General features: G+C 38.5%; 13 protein-coding genes and 2 pseudogenes. 14 read left to right on the plus strand and 1 reads right to left on the minus strand.

Going from position 1 to position 15,410, the window contains the following annotated elements; all coding sequences use genetic code 11:
- Positions 1-378 precede the first annotated feature (378 nt).
- The gene (locus DW981_RS08325) at positions 379-1,893 is read right to left on the minus strand and encodes a methyl-accepting chemotaxis protein (protein WP_347474542.1); all 1,515 of its coding nucleotides are present in this window, start codon (positions 1,891-1,893) and stop codon (positions 379-381) included.
- Between the two features lie 326 nt (positions 1,894-2,219).
- On the opposite strand from DW981_RS08325, the gene DW981_RS08330 reads away from it, so the two are divergent.
- The 14 genes and pseudogenes from DW981_RS08330 (at position 2,220) to DW981_RS08390 (ending at position 15,409) form a co-directional block, all read left to right on the plus strand.
- Positions 2,220-3,422, plus strand: coding sequence for a helix-turn-helix domain-containing protein (locus DW981_RS08330; RefSeq protein ID WP_118507379.1), 1,203 nt, complete (start codon positions 2,220-2,222; stop codon positions 3,420-3,422).
- Between the two features lie 134 nt (positions 3,423-3,556).
- A pseudogene (locus DW981_RS08335) lies at positions 3,557-4,893 on the plus strand (potassium transporter TrkG).
- 18 nt (positions 4,894-4,911) lie between these two features.
- A pseudogene (locus tag DW981_RS08340) lies at positions 4,912-5,558 on the plus strand (TrkA family potassium uptake protein).
- 37 nt (positions 5,559-5,595) lie between these two features.
- Positions 5,596-5,937 (plus strand): hypothetical protein, encoded by a 342-nt coding sequence (locus DW981_RS08345; protein WP_118507380.1) that lies wholly within the window; start codon positions 5,596-5,598, stop codon positions 5,935-5,937.
- Positions 5,921-7,615, plus strand: coding sequence for a DUF4118 domain-containing protein (locus tag DW981_RS08350; protein ID WP_347474541.1), 1,695 nt, complete (start codon positions 5,921-5,923; stop codon positions 7,613-7,615). The genes DW981_RS08345 and DW981_RS08350 overlap by 17 nt, the downstream gene beginning before the upstream one ends.
- 38 nt (positions 7,616-7,653) lie before the next feature.
- On the plus strand, positions 7,654-7,893 hold the full coding sequence (locus DW981_RS16160) for an ATP-binding protein (protein ID WP_347474543.1): 240 nt from the start codon (positions 7,654-7,656) through the stop codon (positions 7,891-7,893).
- The gene (locus DW981_RS08355) at positions 7,886-8,611 is read left to right on the plus strand and encodes a response regulator transcription factor (protein WP_022024839.1); all 726 of its coding nucleotides are present in this window, start codon (positions 7,886-7,888) and stop codon (positions 8,609-8,611) included. Before DW981_RS16160 ends, DW981_RS08355 begins: the two co-directional genes overlap by 8 nt.
- A gap of 499 nt (positions 8,612-9,110) precedes the next feature.
- The gene (locus tag DW981_RS08360; RefSeq protein WP_118507381.1) at positions 9,111-10,478 is read left to right on the plus strand and encodes an MATE family efflux transporter; all 1,368 of its coding nucleotides are present in this window, start codon (positions 9,111-9,113) and stop codon (positions 10,476-10,478) included.
- Between the two features lie 13 nt (positions 10,479-10,491).
- On the plus strand, positions 10,492-11,082 hold the full coding sequence (locus DW981_RS08365) for a cytidylate kinase-like family protein (protein ID WP_118507382.1): 591 nt from the start codon (positions 10,492-10,494) through the stop codon (positions 11,080-11,082).
- Positions 11,083-11,195: 113 nt separating this feature from the next.
- Positions 11,196-11,360 (plus strand): hypothetical protein, encoded by a 165-nt coding sequence (locus tag DW981_RS15095; RefSeq protein WP_182434196.1) that lies wholly within the window; start codon positions 11,196-11,198, stop codon positions 11,358-11,360.
- Positions 11,361-11,892: 532 nt separating this feature from the next.
- Positions 11,893-12,324 carry a flavodoxin family protein gene (locus DW981_RS08370; protein WP_118507383.1) on the plus strand — a complete coding sequence of 144 codons (432 nt, stop codon included), beginning with the start codon at positions 11,893-11,895 and terminating at the stop codon, positions 12,322-12,324.
- 141 nt (positions 12,325-12,465) lie between these two features.
- Entirely contained in the window at positions 12,466-12,837 is a 372-nt protein-coding gene (locus DW981_RS08375; protein ID WP_347474544.1) for a transcriptional repressor, read from the plus strand.
- A 55-nt stretch (positions 12,838-12,892) separates the two neighbouring features.
- Complete coding sequence (locus DW981_RS08380) at positions 12,893-13,291, plus strand: hemerythrin family protein (protein WP_118507385.1); 399 nt, start codon at positions 12,893-12,895, stop codon at positions 13,289-13,291.
- Positions 13,292-13,690: 399 nt separating this feature from the next.
- Positions 13,691-15,409 (plus strand): methyl-accepting chemotaxis protein, encoded by a 1,719-nt coding sequence (locus DW981_RS08390; RefSeq protein WP_118507386.1) that lies wholly within the window; start codon positions 13,691-13,693, stop codon positions 15,407-15,409.
- Position 15,410: the final 1 nt, after the last annotated feature.

The raw sequence follows: 15,410 nt of genomic DNA on the forward strand, positions 1-15,410 counted from the left end.
CGGGTCGTTTCGAAACGCAAAAACGCAGATGGTTTTGTAGAGATAACAAAACTCAAGCCAGGTCACAGGACAAGAGTGGTAGCAAACTGCTGCGAAGAATGTAGAAAGATAGTGATTAATTACTAAGAGTGACAAGACGCTAAAACCTAGAGCAGGGACTGGTCCCAGATACGAGCCCAGCTGGAGATTTATTTTGAAGAACGGATGGAAAAAGCAGAATTCTAGGGAAATCTATTTGACATGAGCATTTATACCTGTATAATGCAGATAGAGCAGAGAACCAAAATCTGGTCTCTGCTCTTAGTATAACTATTAATAAAATCTTATGTCTGTTTTTTGAGTTTACACAAAACTTGAAACGGTCTCGGGCTTTTCGTTCTATTCAAATTTGGCCACTTTGAGTTCGCGTATCATATCACGTAAATGTTCTGCTTCGTTATTCATTTCCTGGCTTGCTGCAGCACACTCTTCAGAAGTTGCCGAATTGCTTTGTACAACATCATTAATCTGTTCGATTCCTACATTTATCTGCTGGATTTCCTCTGTCTGGGTTGCAAGTGTATCTGCAATTCCTGATACTTCTTCGGTAATCATTTTCGAACTTTTTGCGATTTCTTCAAGCTGTTGGGCAGTCTCTTCTGCAAGCAAGACTCCTTTTCCGACAGCATTGACAGATGTTTTAATTAAAGCAGCCGATTCTTTTACTGCCTGTGCACTTTGATCTGCCAGCTGATTTACCTGATTAGCTACAACTGCAAATCCTCTTCCTGCTTCTCCGGCTCTTGCTGCTTCAATGGAAGCATTTAATGCAAGAAGATTCGTCTGCGATGCAATATCATTAATTGTTTCAATAATCTTATCTATCTGCATAGATGAATCCTTGATTTCAAGCATGGATTGAACCATCTCATGCATCTTAGAATCATTTTCTAAAATATGATCTCCTAGTTCCACTACCTTTGTACTTATTTCGCTGGCTGCCTCTGAATTATGTCTTACCTGTTCTGAAACATTCTCAACCGTTGCCGTCAATTCTTCTACGGATGCTGCTTGATTCGTAGCTCCATCCGCCAACTCTGTTGACCCTGCTGACACCTGTTCTGCGCCACCTGACACCTGATTGGAAGCTCGTTGTATCCCTTTTACCATCTTCGCCATACTTTTTTCAAAATCCATAAAAGAGCGTAAAATTCCAATAAAGTCGCCCTTCCATTCTACATTAGGCTGCACATCAAAATTTCCTTCTGAAAACAGCTTCATCGCACGATCAATATCATCTACATATGAACCAAGAATCCGAATAGATTTACGCATACTATGTGCCAATCGTCCAATTTCATCTTCTGAACGATAATCTAATGTACTATGCAAGTTTCCCTCTGTTAATTCTTTTGCAACATCCTCAATGGCATGTAAAGGCTCTAAAATACTGTGAAGAACTTTCTTGCTCGTTTTTCTTGCACTGATCCATGCCAAAGTTAAAAGGAAAATAATAAAAATAATGCCTACAACAGCATAAAGTATGGTGTTTCTTACTGCCTCGCTGCTGACTTTATCAGTAAAATCATCTAGTTCTAGAGCAAGATTTACCAATTTATTTAATGCAGGAGTACATTTTGTAAGAATATCCTCAGTCCCTTTCTCTTTCTGTCCCGATTTGATCTCATTCACAATAGATGAACATATAGTTTCCCAATCAGATAAGGCTGTTGCATATTCCTCATACTTCTTCTTTGGAACAACGCCCGAGTTTTTTATTATTTTCAGCTGTGAATCAACATCGTTAAGTAAGTTTGCTATGGTCTGTTCATAACTAGTATAAGATGATGTGTCATCCTTTAGTGCCATTTCTCTCACATTTCTTGCTGCAGAATTTACATCCACTCTGCACATCTTAACAGCTATATCAGAAGCATTAATTTTATTAACATAATGTACAAGACTTGAAAACAACATGCCTATCGCTGCAATAGAAAGTATTCCAGAAATAAGCATCATTATAATTACTTTTTTATATCCGTAGCCTATTCTTTCTCGTAACTGCATATTTTCGATTTTTTTCTTAAAAAATTTAGTTGTACATTAATTCTCTAGTTCCTTTCTTATAGTTTGTATTCTTAATTCTGCAAGATTTTATCATTCTCATATATATATTTTCTTGCATAATTGTGTTTATAAATGATATAATTGTGTCGAAAATGCATTAGGAGGCATCTAATATGAAATTTGTTGATTACAATTATATCGCCACAATGATAGGTGATTTTTCCAGAGTTCCAGTACATATTTATAAAAACAATGAACTTATTTTTTATTATTCTATAACTCATTTTATAAAAGATCCCATTTCCATACATCAGTCAGATATTCTTAAAATCTCTGATCACATCGGTTATTTGCTGACAGATAATTTCAGTTGCTATGGCATTGTCAATTCTAATGAATATAAATTTGTGATCGGACCAACAAAACAAGTTTCCAGCACTGCTTCAAACCTGCTGGAACTAGCAATTCAATTAGATATCCCAAAAGAAGATATTGATGAATTTATAATTGCCATGCAGGAAATTAAACACATACCTTTTGAAAATCTTATGCAGATCATGTGCTTTTTAAATTATATACTAAACAATGAAAAATGTTCTCTTGAAGATATTTTTATTGATGATTCCTTACAGGAGCATTTTGCAAAAAAAACAAGCCGTCATGGAACAGGCCATTCTCTCTCGGATAAGCTTTCTGAGCAGGATATAATATTCCACAGTACGTATGATCTGGAAGAAAATTTTATGAATATGATTCGAAAAGGAGATTACATTTCTATATCGAATCTACTTGAAAACTCACAGATATTCAAGAAAGATGTAATGGAAAGTAACCATCTGCGCTTTTTTAAAAATTCATTTGTTGCCGTTGCAACACTTGCTTCACGTGCAGCAATCCAGGGTGGTATGAATCCTGACGATGCTTTTACACTAATTGATAACTACATTCTTATGTGTGAATTACTAGATGATTGCAATCGGATCAATAAGCTTGGTCGTCTTATGGTCATAGACTTTGCAAAACGCGTAAATCAATTATACAAAGGAACACAAGCATCGCACCTTATTTTGGATGTATCAAATTACATTAACCGTCATATGTCAGAGGCAATTACCGTAGAAGCAATGTCAAAAGATTTTTTTATGAGCCGGTCTTATCTTTCAAAACGTTTTAAGGCTGAAAGCACTGTTACTTTAACAGATTTTATTCTTACTAAAAAAACAGATGAAGCCAAACATCTGCTCCGTTACACGAAACAATCTCTAACTGCTATCAGTCTTCATCTTGGTTTTTCTTCGCCCGGACATTTTTCGCGTGTCTTCCGGAAATATGCTTCTGTTTCACCTAAGGAATACCGTGAGAAATACACGAACTGACATATGTTAAATCTTTATACAATCTTAATACCGAATTAGAGACTTTTATACTATCTTTGAAAGCAACTATATATAATAAAAACAGCACAAAGATAGCAGTATTTAGAATCAATAAGAAGGAGTGCTGATTATTTATGCTAGAAAAAACATATAAGAAAAAACATCTGACATCCTTTCAGTTAATTATTTTGGGGTTTGCAGGAGTGATCCTTTTGGGAACCGTTCTGCTGATGCTTCCATTTTCTACTTTAGATAAAGTACCAACTTCATTTCATGAGGCTCTTTTTACAGCCACTTCCGCAGTATGTGTGACAGGCCTTGTTGTGAAGGATACTGGAAGCTACTGGTCTGTGGCAGGACAGACGATTATTCTTGTACTCATACAAATTGGCGGGCTTGGTGTGGTAACGGTGGCAGCATCTGTTTCCCTTTTTTCTGGAAAAAGATATCACTTATGCAAAGGAGCACCATGCAGGATGCGATATCAGCACCTAAAGTGGGCGGAATTGTCAGACTGACAAGATTTATCTTAAAGGGGACATTTCTGATAGAGGCTGCAGGAACGCTGTTGTTACTGCCGGCTTTTTTTTCTGATTATGGCGGAAAGGGAATCTGGATGTCAGTGTTTCATTCAATCTCTGCTTTTTGTAATGCCGGGTTTGATATTCTGGGGACGGCTGACAATCCCTTTCCTTCGTTGACCGGGTATTCTGGAAATGTCCATGTAAATGTGGGAATTATGCTGTTGATCATTGTAGGAGGGATTGGTTTTCTCACCTGGGATGATATTTATACGAATAAACTGAATATTAAACGTTACCGTATGCAAAGCAAGATTATTCTGATGACTACTGCAGGCCTGATCTTAATTCCTACAGTTTTTTTCTTTGTCTGTGATCTAAAAAATTTATCCGCAGGAAAACGCCTGCTAGCTGCGGCGTTCCAATCGGTAACGACAAGGACAGCTGGATTTAACACGATAAATATTTCAAAGATGAGTGAGGCTTCAAAAGCTGTTATGATCCTGTTGATGTTAGTAGGTGGTTCACCGGGTTCTACAGCAGGTGGAATGAAAACGACAACCTTCACGGTGCTTATTTTAAATGCGATTGCGACATTTAGAAGCCGGGAAAACGTAGAGGCTTTTGGAAGAAGATTGGACCATTATGTGATAAAAAATGCAGCAACGATAGCTATGCTTTATTTTACCATGTTTTTTTGCGGTGGAATCGCAATCAGTGTATACGAAGGTCTTCCACTTTTAGATTGTCTGTATGAAGCTGCTTCAGCTGTAGGCACGGTAGGACTGACACTGGGGATTACACCGGGACTGCATGTTTTTTCGCAAACCGTGCTGATTATACTTATGTATCTGGGACGTGTGGGCGGTCTGACTTTGATATATGCGGTATTTTCCGGAAGAAGCAAGGGGAATGCAAAACTGCCCATGGAGAAGATTACAGTTGGATAGAAGGAGAGAGATAGAATTATGAAGAATGTATTGCTTGTTGGACTTGGAAGATTTGGAAAGCATATGCTATGCAGTTAAGCCAGCTGGGACATGAAATTATGGCGGTTGACTGGAATGAAGAAAGGGTGGGCGAGGTACTGCCGTTTGTGACCAATGCACAAATCGGTGACAGCACTAATGCGGAATTTTTGAGCTCTCTTGGGATTGGAAACTATGATATTTGTTTTGTGGCCATTGGGGGAAGCTTCCAAAATTCCCTTGAAACAACGTCACTTCTTAAAGAATTGGGAGCAAAACTGGTAATCTCCAGGGCTGAACGTGATGTTCAGGAAAAATTTCTTTTACGTAATGGTGCCGATAAAGTGGTTTATCCCGAAAAACAGGTTGCAAAATGGGCCTCTATCCGTTACACAGATGACCATATCCTTGACTATATGGAGGTAGATGCGTCCAATGCGATCTTTGAGGTAGAAGTGCCAGAAGGATGGGCTGGAAAGACAGTGGGTGAGCTGGATGTCAGGAAACGTTATAACATTAATATCCTGGCAGTAAAGGATGAAGGGGAATTTAGTATTGCAATTTCCCCGGATACGTATTTAGCAGAGAATAATAAATTACTGGTGTTAGGAGAATACAGGGCACTTCAGAAATGCTTCCGTATATAATTAAGTTGCCGGATAGACTGGTAAAGAGGTGATGCTAATGGTACAGGGAATGTTAGCGGTTGCTGTGTTTTGTATGTTTGTTTTTTGCTTTTATATTGCCAATAAAATAGATCAGTTTTTTGATGCCATCCAGGAAACGGTCAAAGATAAACCGGAAAGAAAGCAGACAGGATTAAAGATACTGCTTTTGAACACTCTTTCAGATAATGACTTACTAAAAGAGGTTCACGAGTGTAAAAGGCAATATAAAGAAGCGAAAATTATCATTTTTGATGGACAGGCTGAAGAGGCAGAAAAGATTTTGACTATAACGCAGTCGAATGATATAATTTCCAAAACGTTAGAAAAAGGGGATTGGAAGGATGAATCAGAAAATTGAAGATGATATTCAAAAGGCAGATGACCATATTCTTGTTTGTCTGTCCGCAGCACCCTCGAATCTAAAAATAATAGATACAGCAGCAAAGATGGCAAATGCGCTGCAGGCGCGTTTTACGGCTCTGTATGTGCAGACTGGTACAAAAGCAGAAGCCATGGATAAAGAAAAGCTGGAAGAACATATCCGGTATGCGGAAACACTTGGGGCAGAAATAGTAATGACCCATGGGGAAAATGTGCCCGTGCAGATTGCAGAATATGCCAGACTTTCCGGTGTTACAATAATTGTTATAGGACAAAGCAATGCCAGACGAAATCACTTTTTCAGCAAATCAACTTTGACGGAAAAGCTAATTGAAATTATACCGGACATTGATATTCATATAGTTCAGGATGCGGTGAAAAATAGAACCTATTCGAAACGATCATTTACAGAACTTGCGGAAAAACCATCTGTAAAAGACTATGTCTTAACAGCTTTTATATTTGTAGTATGTACTTTAATCGGTCTATTGTTTCAAAAGCTGAATTTCACGGATACAAATATTGTAACTATATACATTTTTGGGGTTTTGATTACTTCAATCGTGACAGATGGATATTTTTGCAGCATAGCCGGGTCTTTTTTAAGCGTATTTTTATTTTGTTTTTTTCTTACAGAGCCGAGAATGTCTTTTCAGACGTATGCGGTGGGATATCCGGTAACATTTCTTATCATGCTTATTTCGTCTGTGCTTACAGGAACACTTGCGGCAAAGCTGAAAACACATGCAAAACTGTCCGCGCAGCTTGCCTTTCGTACACAGATTCTGTTTGACACAGATCGCCTGCTGCAAAGGGAAAAAGGAGAAACGGAGATTCTTGGAGTTGCCTGTACACAGTTGATTCGCTTATTAAACCGCAATATTACAGCGTATATTGTGAAAAATGGAACTTTATCAGAGGGGAAACTTTTCTCTGGGGAAAAAGAAAATTCGGATGATTTTTTGACGCAAGAAGAGCAGGATGTAGCCAGATGGACCTACGAAAACAGACAGCGTGCCGGTGTATCCACACATCATTTTCCCCAGGCCAAATGTTTATATCTGGCAATTCGAAGTGGGAATAATGTTTATGGCGTAATTGGGATACCGATGCAAAAAGAAACACTGGATTCTTATGAATACAGTATTCTGCTTTCTGTGATAAATGGATGTGCACTTGCTATGGAGAACGCACAAAACGCTATGGAAAAAGAGAAAAATGCGATTTTAGCCAAAAATGAGCAGCTCCGTGCAGATCTTCTCCGGGCAATCTCTCATGATCTTCGGACCCCGCTCTGTTCCATTTCCGGCAATGCAGATATGCTCCTTGGCAACAGCGAACGCTTGGACGAAGCTACTAGGCATCAGATTTACACCGACATCTATGATGATTCCGAATGGCTGATCGGAGTTGTGGAGAATCTTCTTTCCATTACCAGGTTGAATGATGGAAGATTGAAATTTAAATTTACGGATCAGCTTTTGGATGAAGTGATTGCGGAGTCACTTCGGCATATTAGCCGGAAACATGATGATTATAAAATTATGACAGACTGTGAAGAACTTGTTCTTGTACGTATGGATGTACAGCTTATTATACAGGTTCTGGTAAATTTAATTGATAATGCAATAAAATATACGCCGCCAGGTCCGTAATCTGCATTCGGGGAATTAAAACAGAGGGGAAAGCACAGATAAGTGTAGAAGATAATGGACCTGGAATTCCGGAAGAGATGAAGTCACATATTTTTGAGATGTTTTATACAGGAAAAACAACAGTTGCAGATAGTCATCGGAGTCTGGGACTTGGTTTGGCACTTTGCCATTCTATCATAGAAGCACATAACGGAACTCTGATTCTTACGGATCATGCTCCCCATGGGTGCAATTTTATTTTTACATTACCATTAAGTGAGGTGACATTAAATGAATAAAGCATTAATACTTGTGGTTGAGGATGACAGGCCCATACGTAACCTGATCATTACTACATTAAAAACACATGATTATAAATATCTGGCAGCAGAAAACGGATCTTCAGCTATTCTGGAAGCTTCGTCTCATAATCCGGATATTGTTCTTCTGGATCTGGGGCTCCCGGATCTAGAAGGAGTAGAGGTAATAAAGAAAATTCGGACATGGTCGAATATGCCGATTATTGTGATCAGTGCCAGAAGTGAGGATACGGATAAAATAGAAGCATTGGATGCAGGGGCTGATGATTACATTACAAAACCATTTTCAGTAGAGGAATTACTTGCACGTATCCGTGTCACTCAAAGGAGGCTTGCTATAACACAGACAGGGGATCAGCTGGAAACCTCTATTTTTGAAAATGGGGAATTAAAGATAGATTATACTGCCGGCTGCACATATCTGAAGGGAGAAGAACTACATTTGACGCCCATAGAGTATAAGCTGCTCTGCCTTTTATCTCGCAATGTGGGCAGGGTACTGACACATACCTATATTACCCAGCGGATTTGGGGACGATGTTTGGAAAATGATGTCGCTTCTCTTAGGGTTTTTATGGCAACACTGCGGAAAAAACTAGAACCTGAGAAAAACGGGGAAAAATATATCCAGACGCATATTGGTATTGGATATCGTATGCTTAGAATTGAGAAAACAGAGCATGAGACAAACAGCTAAGAAGTAGTTTCTTGTTCGAGTATATGCTCAAATTTTTACTTCTATTAGTTGCGTGGCACAGTATCTGAGATGATGTTGTCATATCCAGTATGAGGATTAAGTCATATGCTTTTGGTTTGAGCGGAAATGTTCAAGCAAACTGCCAGTGGTTATTCAGAGGGAAGCGTTTTCGCTTCCGTTTTATTGCGCTGGCTTTGCACATAGAGAATGGATGCAGGTTGAACATCTAATGTTTTTTGTTTCGTGCCTATTATAAATGTATAAAAGAGAAAAAATGCAAGAAAATTTTTGTTTGACTTTTTCGAAAAAGAAAAATATAATACTGGTAAACGAGTAGCAGACTAGCGTAAATCCAGTTTTACTACTCTTTTTTTGTGCACCTGCTGTCGCACATTATGAAAATATATCATGCAGTTAAAAGTGTGTAGCTTATCAGCGTAAGTCCAGCTTATGAGGTAAGTATACACTTTTTTTTATGCAGAAAAGGAGGATTATTAAGATGGCAGAAAGTAACAAGATGAGAGAGATGCCGGTAAATAAGCTCATGGTTCAGATGGGAATACCGATGATCTTATCTATGGCATTGCAGGCGGTTTACAACATTGTAGACAGTGCCTTTGTTGGAAACATGAGATCAGGAAGTGAGGCGGCACTTAATGCACTTACACTGGTGTTTCCGGTTCAGATGCTCATGGTAGCAGTTGGAATCGGAACAGGTGTGGGAACAAATGCACTTCTTGCAAGAACACTTGGACAGGAAAATGGTAAAAAAGCAGCAAAAGTTGCGGGAAACAGTTTGTTTCTTGGAGTGATTATTTATGTGGTGTGCCTGTTGTTTGGGATTTTTGGAGTAAGGGCATATATTTCATCACAGACAATTGACCCTGAAGTTACATCAATGGGAACAGACTACTTAAGAATATGCTGCGTAATTTCATTTGGAATTATTTTCTTTTCATTATTTGAAAAACTCTTACAGGCAACAGGACGTTCATTATATTCTACAATCGGTCAGGTTGTGGGTGCGGTGGTGAATATTGTTCTTGATCCGATTTTGATTTATGGTATTGGACCGGTTCCTGAAATGGGAGTGAAGGGAGCTGCATATGCAACTGTTATTGGACAGGTTGCGTCTGCAATAGTATTGTTTGTATTTCATATGAAACTGAATAAGGAATTTGAACATGATGTAAAGTATATGAAACCGGATAGCGGAATAATCAAGGAAATATATGCTATTGGACTTCCTGCAATTATTGCACAGGCACTTATGTCTATCATGGTATATGTGATGAATCTGATTTTGAAATTCAGCCCTTCCGCACAGACTGCATATGGATTGTTCTATAAAGTACAGCAGTTTGTATTATTCCTTGCCTTTGGGCTTAGAGATGCAATCACTCCGATTATTGCATTTGCTTATGGAATGAGAAGTAAAAAGAGAATTCGGGATGGGATCAGGTATGGACTGATCTATACAGTTGTATTAATGATTCTTGGAATTGCAATTACTGAAATTTTTCCTGGAGCTTTTGCAACTTTGTTCAATGCAGGACAGTCAAGGGAATATTTTATCGGAGCAATGAGGATAATCTCAATAAGCTTTCTGTTTGCTGGAATAAATGTTGCTTACCAGGGAATTTATCAGGCACTGGATGGCGGCGTTGAATCTTTGGTTATCTCTCTTCTGAGACAGCTTATCATTATCCTGCCACTGGCTGGAATTTTTTCTACGTTTGTCAGAAATGGTCAGATAGGAGTTTCACTTATCTGGTGGGCATTTCCAATAACTGAGGTTATTTCATGTCTGGTAGGATATGTATTTTTAAAGAGAATTAGAAAGAATAAAGTAGATGTTTTGAATTAAGGAGGAACCGGAAATGGAAAAAAGGATTATTACAATCAGCAGGGAATTTGGAAGCGGTGGTCGATTTATCGGTGAAGAAGTGGCAAAGAAACTTGGCATTGCATATTATGACAAAGATATTATTGGACAGATTGCAGAACAGTCAGGATTGTCACCAGAGTACATTAAGGAAAATGCAGAGTTATCTCCAAAGAAAGGTTTATTTGCATATGCCTTTGCCGGACGTGACATTACAGGAAAGTCCATAGAAGATATGGTATATGAGGCACAGAGAAAAGTTATTTTGGAGTTGGCTGGAAAGGAGCCTTGTGTAATTGTTGGAAGAAATGCTGATTACATTTTGAAAGACAGGGATGATGTGTTAAATGTGTTTATTCATGGGGATATGCCGGAAAAAGTACAGCGCATATGTAAATTGTATAATGTTACAGAAACTGATGCTATAAATATGATAAATGATACAGATAAAAGACGCAGAACAAACTATAATTTTTATACGGAACAGAAGTGGGGAATGGCAGGCAATTATACATTGTCTTTGAACAGCTCTGTATTAGGATATGATATGTGTCATAAAATTATAATGGACTGTGCAAAAATATAAGAATAATAGGGACGAATAAATCTAAAAGGGTTATTTGTCAGGAGTGTCCCAAAGTTTGTGTAAATCTTCAAACTGATGTAAGATAACATTACTCAGTTTGGAGGTTTTTTATTATGGCAAGAAGAAAAAGTGATTCACCACAAAAAGCAGCAATGCGTGAAATGATGCAGGGATATCTCAGGGAGAATGATATGTCTGTTTTATTGGAAGGGGCTCTTGATGAAGAGCTTAATGAGGAACTTAGGTATTCCAAATATGATTACCGCAACAAATTGTGAACAATCAGGAGTTATTGGCGAAAGACCGGGCGGAGATATTGCTTAATGGAAGCTTGAGGGTCGAAAATGTCCCTTGGGATGCGACATAAGATGACAAAAATGTGTTAAGATAAAAACACAAAGGCGGGTGATCGATATGGCAGATAAAAAAAGAATTGATGAAGTAGAAAGAAGGAAAAGGAGCAAGTATCCGATACAGTATCTGTGATGAAAAAAGTGGTCAATAAGTGTTCAGTTACTGGTCATTTTATAAGTGAGTGGTCAAAAAAGTGATCAGTTACTGGTCAATATCGAACACTTTTGGCAGATTATAGGATACAAATCTCCGATAAGTATCCATTACTGACCAGCTACCGGATACTAATTATCATACTGATTGAATAAGAGTAATTTGTGCAGACCGTCTGCATAAATTCATGTAGAAGGTGAAAAGATGGACTTACAAAACATACAGGAACAATTAAATACTGAATTTGCAAAGGCGGATGTTCACATCATTTTCTAGAAAGACTGCAGGAAGGATGAGTAAGTAATGAAAATAGCAATCATATTTGCATCAGTACATCATGGCAATACACGAAAGGTCGTGGAGCAAATTGCCCAGAATAATGATGTAGATCTTATTGATGCAACACAGGTAAAAGAGAAAGATCTATCGGAATATGATCGGATAGGCTTTGCTTCGGGCATTTATTATGGAAAATTTCATCAATCCGTGTTGAATTTTGCATCTGTGAATTTGCCGGAATATAAGGAGGTTTTCCTGATCTGCACGCATGGTGGAAGTGCTGCATATCAGTCCATTGAAACAATTATAAAAGATAAACATTGTAATGTTATAGGGAAATTCTCATGTAAGGGATATGATACATTCGGACCTTTTAAGTTGGTTGGTGGGATTGCCAAGGGACATCCGAATGAGAAGGACCTGGCGGCAGCGATGGAGTTTTATCAGTCTTTATGACATGGTTGTATTTTTGCTGCGAAAATTATGTGATAATAGGAATAATTACTATATTTCTTGACATCGACTGAAAAGTAATATATAATCCTTGTTAAGAATAAATCCTAATAAGGGGGCCGAATAATTATTAGAAGAAATACCATTCAAAAAGATTTAGTAAGAAACGCTGTGTATGAGATGAAAAGACATGTTACAGCAAATGAAGTGTATGAATTTATAAAAGAAGCACATCCTACAATTGGAAAAGGGACTGTATATAGAAACCTTGATATATTGGTAGAAGAAGGTGCTTTAAGAAAGGTTGAAGTTCCGGATGGACCGAACCGGTTCGATTTCACATTAAAAAATCATTACCATGTCAGGTGTGTAAAGTGTGGTGAGGTTTCAGATGTGGATATGGATGAAATACCGAATTTACTGGAAAGAATTCATGACACGCATGGAATCGAATATTTGGATTATGATATTTCATTTAAAGGCATTTGTCCCAAATGTAGGAAGGGATACCAATAAGTTTAAAACATTTGAAAAGAGCGAAGTAGAGAATTACTAAGAGGAGGATTAAGTTATGTATGAAATGAAACCAGAATATTATATCGGAATAGATATGATTGACGAGGAACATAAGCAATTGTTTTTGTATGCAGATGAAGCATATGAACTACTCCATGACGAGTACACACCAGATAAATATGATAGAATTGACATGATATTAGAGAAACTTCGTGATTATACGGTAAAGCATTTTGCTGACGAAGAACAGTATATGGAATCTATCAATTATAAGAAATTATTTACACAAAAAACCCAGCATCAGGAATTTATATATAAGATTGATGAATTTATGGAACATCACAATGATGAGGTAGAAGATCAGGATGAACAGATTATGGGTATTTTAACATATCTTACAGAGTGGCTAGTAAACCACATTCTGTATGTTGATGGTCAAATTCCCAAAGGCTGATATAACATCTAAATCCATTCGTTTGACAGCATGAAGGGTGCTTGGAGATGAAAACCAGCTGTCAAAAAGAACATATTTTGCCGGAATTGCAGCTTTTTTAGCAGTTCCCAGAAGTGCAAGCATGGCATGGGTTCCCTTTCCTATAGACAGCTTTCTGCGCCTGTAACCAACGGTTCTTTTGTCTACCTCAGCCAATAGAATAAAAATCAGCATTGTGAAAAGTGTTCATCCAGGAGACAGAATTTAGATTAATTTTCACCAGTTTCTAGCAATAGAACCACTAATATTTAGTAGAAGATAATTTAACACTTTATTAATAGATTTTTTCAATAAAGTATGCTATATTATAACCGTTTATGGATAATCAAATGTGAATTTACAAAGGAAGGGAAAACTATCATGGAAAAGCTCAAAAAGCGTATATCTAACTTAAAGGTTGCAGGAAAATTAAAACTATATCGAATAACAGTGCTTGTTATGACATTATTTTTAATGTTGGTGGCACTGACATCGACATTAGTGATCCGTTCAAATATAGAGAAGATCACGGAGGTCTGGTCTCCGTCATTGGAATATATGCAGGATTTAGAGACAATGACTGCGCAATACAGAATCAAACAGTATCAGCATCTGGTAGAATCAGATACAGCAATCATGAACTCCTGCGAAGCAGAAATTCAGAAGCTGGAGAGCCAGATCCAGGACACCAGTGCGAATCTGGGTGCGATCATCGCTGCAGACAGTGATGCTCAAAAAGGACAAGCTGATTATGAAGCAGCAAGCAAAGGATGGGAAAAATACAAGGCTGCTTCGGATGAAATTTTGCAGTTAAGCCGTGAGGGTAAACAGCAGGAAGCAGCAAAGCTGATGATCGGAGAGGTGTATGAAGAATATAAAGCTTTTACTGAAAAATTAACTATATTACGTGACGAGTTCCAGGTAGAATTAGACCGGGCAAAGACCGTGGCTAATGTATGCACTGTAATCATATTTATTGTGATCGTGGCAGCGGGTCTTGCGATAGCTGTAGTGACGACACTGATCGGAGGGATCATTACCAAATCCATTACCGAGCCGGTAGAACAGATAGATGCAGCAGTTGCCAGCCTGCGTAAGGGCGAACTGTCTAATGTAGAAATGCTTACCTATGAGTCTGAGGATGAGCTTGGCGATACCATCAGAAATCTGAAAGAAGCCATGGGTATTCTGGCAGATTATGTCAGCGAGATTTCTGTGGAGGTAAAGGCAATAGCGCAGGGTGACCTGACCAGAAATGGTGATGATATTACAGATTTCCTAGGCGATTTCTCGGAATTGAAGGAATCACTGCTGTATATTCTGAAACGGTTTAACAGTACCCTGACCGAGATCAGCAATCTGGCAGAACAGGTATCATCGAATGCATTAGAGGTGGAAAATGCATCAAAATCCCTGGCGGACGGTGCAACAGAGCAGGCAGCAGTCATCGAGGAATTGAATGCCACCGTTGATACAGTCGTGGATCTGGCGGAAGATACAGCGAAGGAAACACAGAGCGCATCTGCACGTGTAAAAGCTTCTGCAAATAAAGCGAACGAAGAAAAAGAAAAAATGAACGATCTGCTCACGGAAATGAAGCACATTACAGAAATCTCCAAGGAGATCGGTAATATTATCACAGATATCGAAGATATTGCAGCCCAGACCAATCTGTTATCCCTGAATGCTTCCATTGAAGCTGCCAGAGCAGGAGAAGCAGGAAGAGGCTTTGCGGTGGTTGCAGATCAGATCGGCAAGCTGGCAGCGGATAGTGCGAAGTCGGTTGTGAATACGAGAGATCTGATCGATAAGACCTTAGTGGAAATCGAAAAGGGCAATACGATTACAAGAACAACAGCAGACGCATTCAATCAGATCATTGCAGATATGGAGTCCTTTGCAGAGCTTGCAGAGAACACCATGGAGAAAGCCAACTCCCAGGCAGAGTCCTTGGAGCAGATCGGTCAGGGAATTGAACAGCTGTCCGGCGTAGTACAGGGCAATGCTGCATCCTCCGAAGAGAATACTGCGATCAGTATTAATCTGGCAGAGGGAGCAGCCAAGATGCATGACCGTGTGAATATCTTTAAGCTATTCTAGA

Origin of the sequence: Clostridium sp. AM49-4BH (assembly GCF_003478335.1) — a bacterium.
Classification (GTDB): Bacteria; Bacillota; Clostridia; order Lachnospirales; family Lachnospiraceae; genus Butyribacter.

Coding starts and splice junctions, on each gene's coding strand:
- DW981_RS08345 (WP_118507380.1), top strand. CDS start 5,596: ATGGTACAGGGAATGTTAGCGGTTGCTGTGTTTTGTATGTTTGTTTTT.
- DW981_RS08325 (WP_347474542.1), bottom strand. CDS start 1,893: ATGTGCAGAGTGGATGTAAATTCTGCAGCAAGAAATGTGAGAGAAATG.
- DW981_RS08365 (WP_118507382.1), top strand. CDS start 10,492: ATGGAAAAAAGGATTATTACAATCAGCAGGGAATTTGGAAGCGGTGGT.
- DW981_RS08355 (WP_022024839.1), top strand. CDS start 7,886: ATGAATAAAGCATTAATACTTGTGGTTGAGGATGACAGGCCCATACGT.
- DW981_RS15095 (WP_182434196.1), top strand. CDS start 11,196: ATGGCAAGAAGAAAAAGTGATTCACCACAAAAAGCAGCAATGCGTGAA.
- DW981_RS08350 (WP_347474541.1), top strand. CDS start 5,921: ATGAATCAGAAAATTGAAGATGATATTCAAAAGGCAGATGACCATATT.
- DW981_RS08390 (WP_118507386.1), top strand. CDS start 13,691: ATGGAAAAGCTCAAAAAGCGTATATCTAACTTAAAGGTTGCAGGAAAA.
- DW981_RS08370 (WP_118507383.1), top strand. CDS start 11,893: ATGAAAATAGCAATCATATTTGCATCAGTACATCATGGCAATACACGA.
- DW981_RS08380 (WP_118507385.1), top strand. CDS start 12,893: ATGTATGAAATGAAACCAGAATATTATATCGGAATAGATATGATTGAC.
- DW981_RS08360 (WP_118507381.1), top strand. CDS start 9,111: ATGGCAGAAAGTAACAAGATGAGAGAGATGCCGGTAAATAAGCTCATG.
- DW981_RS08330 (WP_118507379.1), top strand. CDS start 2,220: ATGAAATTTGTTGATTACAATTATATCGCCACAATGATAGGTGATTTT.